This window comes from Pseudoalteromonas sp. S1727, from assembly GCF_005886375.1.
Classification (GTDB): domain Bacteria; phylum Pseudomonadota; class Gammaproteobacteria; order Enterobacterales; family Alteromonadaceae; genus Pseudoalteromonas; species Pseudoalteromonas haloplanktis.
Map to the genome: position 1 here is coordinate 1 of NZ_PNDT01000012.1, position 13,305 is coordinate 13,305.

Annotated in this window: 9 protein-coding genes; 6 read left to right on the plus strand and 3 right to left on the minus strand. The window is 37.7% G+C overall.

From position 1 onward, the window contains the following. Positions 1 to 878 precede the first annotated feature (878 nt). Complete coding sequence (locus CWB85_RS04855; protein WP_138554271.1) at positions 879 to 2,321, minus strand: sulfatase family protein; 1,443 nt, start codon at positions 2,319 to 2,321, stop codon at positions 879 to 881. A 149-nt stretch (positions 2,322 to 2,470) separates the two neighbouring features. On the opposite strand from CWB85_RS04855, the gene CWB85_RS04860 reads away from it, so the two are divergent. The 6 genes from CWB85_RS04860 to CWB85_RS04885 all read left to right on the plus strand — a co-directional run bounded on the left by CWB85_RS04860 (position 2,471) and on the right by CWB85_RS04885 (position 9,895). Further along, entirely contained in the window at positions 2,471 to 5,254 is a 2,784-nt protein-coding gene (locus tag CWB85_RS04860) for a family 78 glycoside hydrolase catalytic domain (protein ID WP_138554272.1), read from the plus strand. Further along, on the plus strand, positions 5,241 to 6,692 hold the full coding sequence (locus tag CWB85_RS04865; protein WP_138554273.1) for a sulfatase: 1,452 nt from the start codon (positions 5,241 to 5,243) through the stop codon (positions 6,690 to 6,692). Before CWB85_RS04860 ends, CWB85_RS04865 begins: the two co-directional genes overlap by 14 nt. 19 nt (positions 6,693 to 6,711) lie before the next feature. Further along, positions 6,712 to 8,415, plus strand: a complete 1,704-nt coding sequence (locus tag CWB85_RS04870; RefSeq protein ID WP_138554274.1) for a GH39 family glycosyl hydrolase — start codon at positions 6,712 to 6,714, stop codon at positions 8,413 to 8,415. 42 nt (positions 8,416 to 8,457) lie between these two features. Next, a complete protein-coding gene (locus CWB85_RS04875; RefSeq protein WP_138554275.1) occupies positions 8,458 to 9,120 on the plus strand; it encodes a heparin lyase I family protein in 663 nt (220 codons plus the stop codon). An 81-nt stretch (positions 9,121 to 9,201) separates the two neighbouring features. Further along, positions 9,202 to 9,585 carry a hypothetical protein gene (locus CWB85_RS04880; RefSeq protein ID WP_138554276.1) on the plus strand — a complete coding sequence of 128 codons (384 nt, stop codon included), beginning with the start codon at positions 9,202 to 9,204 and terminating at the stop codon, positions 9,583 to 9,585. A gap of 43 nt (positions 9,586 to 9,628) precedes the next feature. Next, complete coding sequence (locus CWB85_RS04885; protein WP_138554277.1) at positions 9,629 to 9,895, plus strand: hypothetical protein; 267 nt, start codon at positions 9,629 to 9,631, stop codon at positions 9,893 to 9,895. Positions 9,896 to 10,449: 554 nt separating this feature from the next. Here CWB85_RS04885 and CWB85_RS04895 read toward each other — a convergent pair. Together CWB85_RS04895 and lldD are read right to left on the minus strand one after the other, a co-directional pair. Then, positions 10,450 to 11,502, minus strand: a complete 1,053-nt coding sequence (locus CWB85_RS04895) for a hypothetical protein (RefSeq protein WP_138554278.1) — start codon at positions 11,500 to 11,502, stop codon at positions 10,450 to 10,452. A 491-nt stretch (positions 11,503 to 11,993) separates the two neighbouring features. Further along, positions 11,994 to 13,130: an FMN-dependent L-lactate dehydrogenase LldD gene (gene lldD / locus CWB85_RS04900; protein ID WP_138554279.1), complete on the minus strand. Its 1,137-nt coding sequence runs from the start codon at positions 13,128 to 13,130 to the stop codon at positions 11,994 to 11,996. Positions 13,131 to 13,305 lie beyond the last annotated feature (175 nt).

Genomic DNA, 13,305 nt, shown 5'->3' on the forward strand with positions numbered 1-13,305 from the left:
TGCAAACTGCACGTGGGGGCAATGTAAAAAAACCATTTTTAAAAACTGCACGATGGGGCATTTTTGAGTAAATCGCCCCCAATTAATGTTGGTGCAAATTATTTTTCGAAGAATTGGTCGTTACAAACTACACTCCCACAAACCTAGAGTGGTTTAGAAAACTGTCAATAGTGACGGCATAAGGTTGTATGTAATTTGAAGATTCCTCCAGGAGGGGAGAGTGAACCATGACTGACGTTTTAAGAGGTAAGTTTGAAGGACTCATTGTAGCATCAGCATTGCATTATGAATTTAAACTAACAAAATGCATGAAATATTGAACACAATCAGTAAAAACAAAAGTCTCATCGATAAGCGCTTAACCAAATACCGCTAAAATATTATATTTAGCATTAATTCCACTTTTCAATATAGTTGAGAAATTACAAGTTTTCTATTTTGCTCTTGCAATATGTAAAGCATGCGTTTATTCACACAATGAAATTATTTTTATACATCTTCATTAGTTAATCATAGAGTGCAATGATAACTTTAAATTTTGATTTGATTCAACTATAAGAATAGTGTAATAACTTATATCAAACCACAAATTAACTCTAAAATAGATTTGTGTTAAACAAACAAAAATATACACTTAAAATGTTAACCTGTAATTTACATGATGCAGGATCGGGAAGTTAAAAAATGATAAAGCTTAATTGTTAGCTGCATAATTTTACATTTTATTTCACCAAGACAAAAATAAAAATCCAATTATTTAAAAAATACACTTTGATGATCAATAAAAAATCATACAACCCAAAAGTTAAATAAAAAGTCGCCCTATAAATAATAAGACGACCTTTATTAAGTTGAGGTATTTAAATGGAAATTACGAATTAATCTTCTGAGTTTAAAAAAGATGTTCTACTTTTAACTTCTTCCGTTCGCTGACTTTCATACTTATCAATATAATAAGCAGTGCGCTTACGTAATTCTTCCACCTTTGATTTATATTCAGGCAATTGCGCAAGATTTACTTTTTCTTGTGGATCGTCTTTTAAATTATATAGCTGAATATAATCATTTTTATAAAAATCAACAAATTTCCAAGTATTGTTACGAACCCCAACAATTGGTGGAATTGATGCTCTTTTAGGCTGATACATATGTTCAAAAAAGAATTCATCTCGCCAATTCGCAGGGGTTTTACCTTCCATCAAATCAACTAAACTCTGACCTTGGTACGATTCAGGGATAGCAACACGAGCATAATCTAAAATAGTAGGAGCAATATCGATATTAAGTACTGTTTTATCAATAACCTGACCTTGCTGACTCGTATTACGCGGATCATAAATAATTAAAGGAACTCTGAGATCTTCTTCCCAACCAAACCACTTACCTGCTAACTGGCGTTCATTTAAACTGTAACCATTATCGCCAGTGTAAATAATGACTGTGTTTTTGAGCATATTTAGCTTTTCAAGCTGCTGAATAATCTGACCTACCCCTTCATCAACCGCACTTATCGCACGATAATGGCGTTTGATCATTTTTTGATACAGTGCCTCATTCGAATATCTATACTCCCAACGAACACGACCCATAGAGGTTTTTAAAAACTCTGGCAGTGCTGCAAATGTTGCATCATCCGATAGTTTAGCAGGAGGAATACTTATATCAGTGTACAAATGTTCAAACTTTGCTGGGTAGTGGTATTGATCCTTTTTATCACTATCAAGTGCATGAGGGTTCCAAAAGTTAACATTTAATACCCATGGTTTTGATGAATCTTGAGCCCTTTCTAAGAAATCTTTTGCTCTTTGCGTTATGTAGTTAGTCTGTGGGATATCATTCCCTTTATAAGTATTTGTTTTTGAATGCAGCAATGGCTCAAAGTAATCAAATCGGTCAAAATCTTCACCTGTTAACTTAATTTCGTATTTACCTACAAACCCTGATGTATAACCTTGATTCTTTAATTGCTTAGGGTAAATGTTTTCGGACTCTATCTTGCCTGTCGGTGGGCGACTAAAGGTATAGTCATGCGTACGTTCCGTTAATCCCGTTAATATACTAATACGGCTAGAAGCACAAATTGGCGTGGTAACGAATGAATTAGAAAAACGAACACCTTGATCAGCCAGCTTATCAAGGTTGGGGGTTTTTATTATTGGATGTGTTTTACCTAGTAAATCCCAACGATGATCATCGGCTAGAATAAATAAGATATTTGGCTGCCCAGATTCAGTTTCTTTTTCTTCGGCTGCTACGCTAAGGGAAGCAAATGAAATAGAACTCAAAAATATAAAAAACATATACTTACAATAAATTAGCATGTTATCCACCTATAAAAATTCTGCTAAAGCAAAATACATTAAAAATCATATTCAATCAATATAATCACGCACTATGACTCATTTAGCTTGAAAATGACAATTTTAATGTTACTGTAAAACAATTATTGATTAACATAAACAACAAAAAAATGAATAAGCCAAGATTGAACAGCCTATTTAAGAGCGTAGTAAAACCATTATCATTAGCTCTCGTAGTGTGCCTAAGTGCTTCTTGTAGTAACGAAAAAGAGGCCTTAAATTCACCACAACAAACTATAAGCTTGATAGCAGCCCCTATTGAATTAAAAGTAGGTGAAGGGTTTAAAGCCCCCGTTGGATATTATGAAAGTACACCTCGGTTCTCTTGGCAAATGCCTCAAAACAGTCAATCTAGTGCCCAATCTGCATATCAAATACAGGTCAGCTCTACTCCAGAACTAATTTCAACGCAACCTGATTTATGGGACAGCAGCAAAATAAATTCAACAAATACAAGCTGGATACATTATCAAGGACAGCCGCTAAGCTCTAGACAACAAGTATATTGGCGTGTTCGTTTATGGGATGAAAGTGATAAAGCTTCTCGTTGGAGTGATGTGCAAACCCTCGAACTTGGTTTGCTTAAAAATGAAGATTGGCAGGCCAAATGGATTGGACACCCTGATACAGCTCTTGCAAATCAACCAAGCAAAGACTTAATCGCAACACCACAATACTTTAGAAAATCATTCACCCTTTCTAACAAAGTCGCAGATGCGCGTCTTTATATCACAGCCAAAGGAGTATTTAAGCCATATATAAATGGTGATGAAGTATCTGCAAAAGATGTTATGACCCCAGGTTGGACGCCTTATAGTCAGCGTATAGAAACCTTAACATATGACTTAACTGATAAGCTAAATTTAGGGGAAAATACCATAGCAGCATCGCTTGCTGGTGGTTGGTACTCAGCACGAGTGGCTGACTTGAAAGAGCCTGAACATACTCTTCCTCCTCGGCTATTAGCACAACTAGAAATTACACTCATTGATGGTACTAAACAAACAATAACTACCGATGAAACATGGAAAGCGACACAGCAAGGCCCGATTCGATTTGCAAGTAATTATGATGGCGAACGTTACGACCAAGCGTTTGAAATGCCAAACTGGAACCGAACAAAGTTTGACAGCAGTAGTTGGCAAAATGCTTACGCACAGGATATCGATAATGCGATTAAGCTAAGACCTAAACGCCACGAACCTATTCGTATCGTTGATGAACTGAGCCCGATTGCTCTTTTAGAGCACAATGAAAATAGTGTTATCTTTGATTTTGGCCAAAATATGGTCGGCGTGCCTCGTTTAAATATTCCTGTCGTTGCTAACCAGCAAGTTAAAGTTGAATTTGCAGAAGCATTACATAAAGGTGAGTTTTATACAGACAATTATCGCAGTGCTTTATCTACCAACTTCTACTCCCCAGCTAAAACTGAATTTATCCAATACCAACCAACTTTTACTTTTCATGGTTATCGCTATATCAAATTATCAGGCTTTGATGCGTCTAAAGCCCCATCAAAAGATTGGGTCACGTCGCTCGTTCAACACTCAGATATCAAACTCTACAATAACTTTAATAGCTCGCACCCTAAATTAAATAAGCTCTTTAGTAATATAAATTGGGGTCTACGCGGTAATTTTTATGACATTCCACTGGACTGCCCACAACGAGATGAGCGTTTAGGATGGACCGGTGATGCAAACGCATTTGTTACACCATCAATGTATATAGCGGACGTTTATGGCTTCTGGTCAGCATGGCTTGAAAGTATGAGAGAAGAGCAAGCCAATGATGGAATGATCCCTTTATATGTTCCTTTTATTACCTGGATCGATTGGGCATCGTCTGGCTGGGGAGATGCAGCAACGATAATTCCGTGGGAACTGTACACAATGACCGGCGATGAAACCATCCTAGCCGAAAACTACGACATGATGAAAAAATGGGTGGATTACCATACAAGCCAAAGTACAAACAGTATTTCAAAAATGAAAACCTTTGGTGACTGGCTACAGCCATACCCTAAAGCCGAAGGTAAAGGAGCAAACCGTGGTGATACAGATTTTAACCTGATCGGTACTGCTTTTTATGCGCGCTCAGTTGAGCTAACACTCAAGGCCGCAACAGTTCTACAAAAACAAGCTGATATCGACGCTTTATCAGCATTACATGCACGTATAAAAAACGCTTTCAGAACACACTTTTTTGATGAGCAACTTACACCTAAAAAAGGTGAAGCTACTCAAACCGCTTATCTACTGGCATTAGAGTTCAACCTATTTAATGCTCAAGAAAAGTTAAAAGCGCAAGAGCTGTTAATAGCGCTTATTGGCCAAGCTGATAACCACCTTCGCACAGGTTTCTTAGGTACACCTTTACTTACCTCAGTGCTACAAGATGCAGGAAGAAGTGATCTAATCTATCAGCTGTTATTTAAAGAAACTTACCCATCATGGTTTTATTCAATAAACAACGGTGCAACAACAACATGGGAACGTTGGAATTCATATTCATTGGAAGATGGTTTTAATCCTCAAGGTATGAATTCGCTAAACCACTACGCTTACGGAACTGTTTCTCGCTGGTTTTATGAAGGCATCTTAGGCATACAACAAACGCTTCCTGGTTTTAAAGAGTTCAAAGTATCACCGCAATTTTCGCACTATTTGGATCAAGCAAATGGCACGGTTCATACAATGAATGGTGAAATTGAAATTAATTGGTTTGTAAAAGCTGATGAAGTATCTATCAACCTTGTCGTACCTAAAAACTCAGCGGCTATTTTAGACTTAACACATTTACAAGCAGTGACCGTTTCACAAAACGGTATCCAAATCAGTAATCATGAAAAATTAACACCAGGTGAGTATCAAATAAATGGCAAACTATAAAACATTAACAATATTGCTCGCTTTTTTACTCAGTGCTTGTAGTGCACAAAAAGCAGAGCAAACAGTCTCTCAGACCAAGAATAAAGAGCCGTTAAATGTACTCATTTTCTTGGTAGATGATCTACGTTCAGATCTTGGCACCTATGGGCACAACCATGTACTAAGCCCAAACATTGATAAACTGGCCAACGAAGGCGTGAAATTTACTCACGCTTACGCACAGCAGGCAATTTGTGGGCCTTCTCGTGTGAGTATCATGACTGGTTTACGGCCTGAAACAACGGGCTTATATACAATAGATAAAAATGGCCGTCTACGTCCTAACCAACCAAACGTAGTGTCAATGCCAGAGCTATTTAAAAACAATGGATACAAAACTGTTAGCATTGGTAAGGTTTATCACAGCGTAACGGATGATCAAGACAATTGGTCTACACACATAAAAAAACTCGATAACTTTTATGCTGATCCTGACAATGCAAAAACTAAGTTTGCCTATGAAGCAGGTGATGTAGAAGATGACTTTTACAAAGATGGTAAAGTCGCAACTGATGCAATCAAAACATTACAACAGCTCAAAGACGATAAATTTTTAATGTTTGTCGGCTTAAGTAAACCACACCTCCCCTTTAACGCCCCTAAGAAATACTGGGAGCTGTACGATAGAGAACAATTTACCGTGCCTAGTCGAAAAAAACCAGACGACATGTATCGTTTAGCGCTTACTAAATGGGGCGAGCTGCGCATGTACGGCGGTATACCTAAAGAAGGTGATACCAGCGACGAGCTCACTAAAACCCTAATACATGCATATTATGCCTCAGTGAGTTACATGGACGCTCAAGTAGGCCGCGTAATGCAAGCTTTAGATGAAATGGATTTACGAGACAACACCTTAGTTATTCTGATGAGCGATCATGGTTACAAATTAGGGGAATATGGCGCGTGGAATAAGCACACCAATATGGAACTAGACACAAAAGTTCCCCTTATTATCAGTCGTGAGTTATCACATGAAAACCGTAAAGCGGGTGTAACGTCAAACGCACTTGTTGAAAATGTTGATATTTTCCCATCAGTTGCTCAAGCGGCAGGCTTAGAAATGCCGAAAGTAGATGGCCAAAGCTTATTACCTTTGCTTGATAACCCTGATATGCAATTTAAAGAAGCAGCATACAGTTTATTTAATCGCGGGAAAATTATGGGTGTTACTGTCACAAACGGTCAATGGCGTTACACAGAATGGCGCAATGCCGCAACCCAAGAAATTAAAGCTACTGAACTATACGATCACACCACCAGCGATGTAGCCACAGCAAATATGTCAGGTAGACCACAATACCATGAACTCGAACAACATTTAAAAGCACTATTGCATAACAAGTTTCCTCTTAATGCACCTTCGTTTTATGAAAAACGACATGTGAATAATCATTAAGATGAGGTAAGGAAAAATCATGAAGCTACTGATAAAAATGTTACTGCCCGCACTCCTATGTACTGCTGGCTGCCAATCAGCGTTATCACCTGAAAAAAATGAGACGACGGTTGATGTAAAAACCCAACCGTCAACAACGTTATATGCTGACTTTACCAATGATAGTGAACAAGCGGGTATCATTTACGATTTCTTTGACGTTGCAGTAAGAACAGAGCGTGGAAACCCTAAATCCAAACCTGCAACATTTGGCCGCAAAGCTAAAGTCAATACAGTACGCATGTTAGGTGGATGGTACAATCAAGATTTAACGGGCGATACGTACTTGTGGGATGGAGAAAAATACACGTACAACTTCGATCAAGCGACTAAACGAATTGATAGCTGGCTCAATGATGACTGGGACGTTTTTCAAATAGTATTGGATAACCCACCTTGGGCATTTCAGCAAGGCTATACATTTGTAGATAAACCAAACGGTAAAAATTATTTAGAAAAAGACCGAGTTGGCGTATACGGGAATGGTTTGCCACCCAATGATCCTCAGGCTTGGCATAATTATATCGAAGCCTTCATAACACACCTTGTTAAAACCTATGGCGAAGATGTTGTTTTGAAATGGCGCTTTAGAGTTGGCTCAGAAATAGACACTCGACCACAACACTGGGCTGCTACTCGTCAAGAATTTTTTGATCATTACTTAAACACTGTTACTGCTGTTAAATCAGTGCTACCCGATGCGATAGTAGGTACTCACTTTAGAGAAGCAAGTCATAAAAGTACGTATGTAGATTATACTGGTAATACCGAAGAAGCCTATGCACCATACTTTGTTACTTGGGCAAAACAGAATAACGTACCTTATGATTTCTTAGCTATTTCATATTATCCGCACATCACCCACCCTCACGAAATGGATATGGAACAAGTATATCAGGAACAGATAGCACCGATCCTTGAAAACCCTGACTATGATCCAAATGCCAGTTTCGAAATTCATGAATATAAATTCATAGTAAAAATGAAACGTGCAGGCTTTGTGAGTGTCGCAACCTCACATAACTCTGCATTTTTTGCCATGCTATCAAAGATGATGCTAGAGAAAGACATAAAAGAGGTTTTTCAATGGGGTAATGCTAAAAATGGATCGTACAGCCCTGAGGCAATGACCCAATTAGCACTGAATGATATGGTCGGTGATACGTTTTACAACAATACTGTTAACGGAAATCCAGCTGTAAAAGGAAATCGCATCGATGGTATTTTCTCTCAGAAGCAAGGTAACCAAAATATTGATGTCCTGTTGTTTAATTTTAATAAAGACAATATGGAATATCAAAAGCCAGAGCCCATTTCACTGTCATTACGGGTAGATAAAAATGAGGGTACAAAATTCCAGTACCGTGTTGCCCAGATAGATCAAACAAGCAACCTTGATCAATTATTTTTTGCTGAGCACCCAAAAGCCAACATACCACAGAGCCAAGGTGGATGGCGTAAAGAAGACGCCCACCCCACCGCTTCTGTTGCAAACGCATTAAATGAAGAGGGTATTCAAGCTTATGAACAAACTTACTCAAAATATGGCAAAAAAAATAAACTAAATTGGGGTAAATGGCAGCAAGGCGAAACGACGTCTAGTGCTCTCTCTGGAAGCTCATTAGTAGAAATTAACAATACGTTGCCCTCTTTTGCTGTGCAAAAGTATCAGATCCGTTGGTAATTTACCCTTTAATAACTTGATTAAAATGAAGAAGTAAATTTAATGAAAAATATAAATTATCTATTACCAGTTTTAGCATTAGTGCTTACTGGTTGTAGTACTCAAACAGAAAATAAGAATAATACCACCCCACCCTTGAAAACGGTTATCTATGAATCGTTCGAGCAAGGGGGCTGGAATGCTGAAAACACGACGTTAAGTATTAGCACCCATCAACCAGGGCTAAACACTGCATTACCAAAAAACTTCTTATTCGCACAATTACAAGGGCCGCACTCCTTTAGCGCAGAGCAATCGATTGTTCGCTATGGAGACTACTCAGCTAGACTACACTGGAAACATGCCAACCAAACAAAATACAATGGCGACCCAAAAGTACTTGATAACACGGATAGAAAGGCTATGTTTCATGGCCATAAAGCCCAGAGTAATATTGCCACGGTGTGGTATGGATTTAGTGCTTATTTCCCAAGTGAGGATACACAATTAAAAGAAGGGCAAGGTGCATTGTTCTTCCAGATACATGGTGCGAGAGATGGTAATAAAGAACCTAATCGCATCCCTCCAGTTTCTATCAACTTGGTCAAAGACGTAATGGCCATGAAAGCTCTATCAAGTGATTTAGTATCTAAAGGCATAGCTAGCTTAGTGTTCGACATGCTAATGAAAGGTGTTGCGGGTAAGAGCGATGAGCAACGTAGTTAGTTAACAGTATTATTTTTATTGGTAAGCCGTAATAGCTTACCTTTTTAATTAAATGAAAAGACTCATTTACAGGTAAGCAATATGGAAGTTAAGTTCAATTCATTACATGATTTAGTTAAGCTAATTATTGAAGGTACAGTCACATTTAATGATGACAGCAGTGCATATAGTTTAGTAGAGACTATGTGCGGCACATATTTTGAAGATGAGCCGGTAGCGGATTATAGAGGGCATTGCTCTGCTGATGATGTACAGCAAGAGCTGGAATGTGATCTTGGAGATTATGAATGGGCAGAAGTAATCTTTTATGATTTTGATATGCACGAAATAAAAAACCAATTAGCGATATCAGACCGGTGCTATAGGCTTTATACCGACGATGAGCTTGAGCATTTTATAAGTGAGTATTTGAGCTGTTGGCGCAAAAATGCAATTAATGCTCTTTTAGATAAACTTAAAAATTGATAAATATATACCCTACGATGGATAAGTATTGTCAAAGGTAATTATGGATATCAAAATAGTAGTTAAGAAAAAATTATCTGTATATGAAGCAAGAGCTTTTGATACTGATGGTAAGTTGATTGATAGTCTTGTTGCATTGTCAGAATCTAATGCAAGACGCTTGTTAAAAGAAAAGCTCGGCTTAGTAAAAAAATCAAAACCCAAAAAATCAAAACCCAAAAAAGTGCCATCTTCACTACTAGATAGTGGCAGTGTGCTCACCGGTTTAAGAGGTGTGACATCTTCAAAACCGTGGAGAAAAACTAAGTAACTTAGCTACTAGTATTGACCGCTTTAAAATGGAATTATGAGTAATGAAGGAAATAACATGGGCAGTAATTCAGACCCGTCTCATTTAGAGTCCAACCCGTTTTTATAACAGCTTTATGATAATGTAGGTGGCAATAATAAAATAAAAATTTAAGATATAGTAGCTCATATCTAATCTGACATTTTTAAATTATGGATTCGATCAAATTGTACTATTGATTAGGTCTGCTATGAGCAATCAACAGACGCTAGAGTTAACTAAGTTTGAAAGCTGTGTTACCTTATAAGTTCCAATTAATAGCTGTTAGCAGAAATGCGTAAATAAGGAAATTTCGTGGCAGGTATCAAAGATAAGTTAGTCAAAATCATCCGAAATAGACCAAGAGTACTGACTAGAGCCATTTTTTGGAAAGTGCCGCATAACAACTCCGATGATGAAATCCACCTAAAAATTGGTTGCTTATTGGGCAATATCAAACCACGAAGTTTTAACTAAACCTATAACAAAGTCTTTAGTTCAATGGGTAGTGTTATTAGATACAGGTTTAATTTCTGTTATCGCTCTATTAACTCGCCTTTCACGTCAGAGAACATAATATGCATTCCTTCCCAGGGATCAATTGGTAAATAATCAATTGATTCCAGAAATAACATTAAACGATTAATGTTGCTTGTAGGATATTCTGCAATATTGTAAATCAGCAAGTTAGTCAAATGATAAATGTTAACAACTTCTTGTGATAATTCACTCCCCTCCCCCCAATTAACAAGCGGGAATTTTGTTAATGTGCTAGCAGGCATGTTAGGAACTATTTCATTAAAAAATAATTCGTTAAATTCTTGTTCTATCGATTTCTTAAAAAAGTAACCTATAGTTGGGTCTTCGACAAAAGGCTCAGGATTTAACGACAAGAAATTGGTTACATAATTTGAGATAAATTTAAATAATTGATAATCATCTAATCGGAGACGGCTATTGGTGATAGTGTCCCGCAGAACAGGATCTAAATCAAAATTATCACCTAAATATCGACTTGTAGTAACATCTAAATTAAAGACAATGTTGTATTTACCCCCTACTTTATCAAACCTAAGCACCTCCACTGCATACCCGTCTTTATCGGTACATATGCAGCCATAAAGCGCTGACCATTCACAAGACTCTACGACTGAAAGTTCTTCGTCTTCGAATAGATGCTCGTCAATATCTAGCTTTTTGATAGCTTTTAAATTACAGCCCAAAACCTCAGAAATCAGAACCAAGGCTTCATTCGATGGGTGATTCAAAGGCTTTATTTGAGGCGGGATTGATTTAATTACCGATAAATTCTTAATGTCCTTTGACAATTGGATAGTAACGCTACGCCTAAAGACTTGGCTATTTTCAAAGTCACTTTCGTTAAAATAGAGTTTTTCTTCGAATTTTTCTTTAGTTGGCTGAAAACCCTTATCAAGATCTAGGTGTGTTAAATAACTTTTTAAATCTGGAAAACCAGCTACATAAGCAATTGACTCTCTAAGTCTACAAACCTTGATCCCTTTGCTGTTTTTAGCCCAAGCTAGTGTAATGTTTTTAAACTCTAAAGATGAGCTAAAATTGACATGCATATTAGTAACTCCTCAAGTGCTTGAGTTGGCCCAATTCTCTATTCGCACATGATAAATGACTAATAATTTTGTAACTTTCTGATATTTTTTACCGTAAAGGGCCTATCGGTTGGCATTTGCCAATATTCACATTTATGTGAAGACGCCTTGCTTCGTGAATATGAATTCAGTATCAATAATCGAGATGAGTATGTCAATGATTAATCTTATGAGGTTTAATATAAAAACCACTCGCTATTTAAACAGAATGATCGGGTCTGAAAGGCTATAGTTTGCTCATAACTGAGCGCCCGTAGCGCACTCAAAGCTGCCCTTTAGAGTATTTACGTTAGCTTATTATGGGGCAGAAACGAGTTGGCTGCTATTGGCATATTTGAGTCTGTCAGATTTGATCCTGTTAATCAAATCTGACAGACCAAGCTAAGACTGAGCCACCTTTATTAAGCTTCAACGCGAGGCAACTCATAAACCTATGAATAAAAAACGCCCACTTAATATGAAACCAAAGAGTGCGAGCCTAATTCTTTAATTGATTTTGCACCTGTCAGCGTCATGGCAACTTTCATCTCATTAGTATACAAATCAAGTAGGTGCTCAACACCTTTTTGACCGTTTGTCGCTAAAGCGTATATATAAGAGCGCCCTAGCATCGCGGCGTCGGCACCTAAAGCCAACATTCTGACCACATCGAGCCCATTTCGGATCCCTGAGTCGACCAGAATTTTAATGTCTCCTTTTACTGCATCTGCTATTTTAGGTAATGCTTTTACAGAAGAAAGTACGCCATCGAGTTGTCGACCACCATGATTTGAAACAACAATGCCATCAGCACCGAAGCGTACGGCATCTTTAGCATCTTCTTCATCTAAAATGCCTTTAATGATCATTGGGCCATCCCAAAAATCTCTGATCCACTCAAGGTCCTTCCAACTAATAGATGGATCGAAGTTGCTTCCAAGCCAACCGATATAATCAACTAATGAGGTTTTTTCATTACGGTATGCTGAGATATTACCCAGATCATGAGGCTTACCCAGCAAACCGACGTCTAAAGCCCAACGAGGATGCGTCATTGCCTGTAAAATTCTTCTTGAAGCAGCAAATGGCCCACTCATTCCTGAATGCATATCTCGGTATCGCGCCCCTGGAACTGGCATATCAACCGTAAACACCAGCGTTTTTACGCCTGCGGCTTTGGCTCTTTCAAGCGCATTTTTCATGAAGCCCCTGTCTCTCAATACATATAACTGGAACCACATAGCGCGATCAATATTGGGAGTTACCTCTTCAATTGGGCACACCGATACTGTAGACATAGTAAAAGGTATCCCTTTATTTTCAGCCGCTTTAGCAGCTTGCACTTCCCCTCGCCTTGCATACATACCAGTTAAGCCTACAGGTGCTAAAATTAAAGGTAGGTTTAACTTTTCGCCAAATAGCTCAGTACTCAAATCTAATTGAGACATGTCTTTTAAAATACGTTGCCTTAAAGCAACTTCAGACAGGTCTTGTACATTTCGATTTAATGTATGTTCTTTGTAAGAGCCACCATCAATATAGTGAAATAGAAATGGCGGTAATTTTGCTTTAGCGGCTTTGCGATAATCTGTAGAGGCTGAAATAATCATGTTATATCCAATAAAACTGTAATTATTATGAACTGATTACAATTTACGTCAGTTATTATTGGTTGTATATTAGCAATAATAAAAAACACTGTTTCCCATATCGATCTAATAATAAAACAAATGCTGCTTTGCATTATTGCCTCTTTTGTAACTTCTATATCTTAAATATGAACTT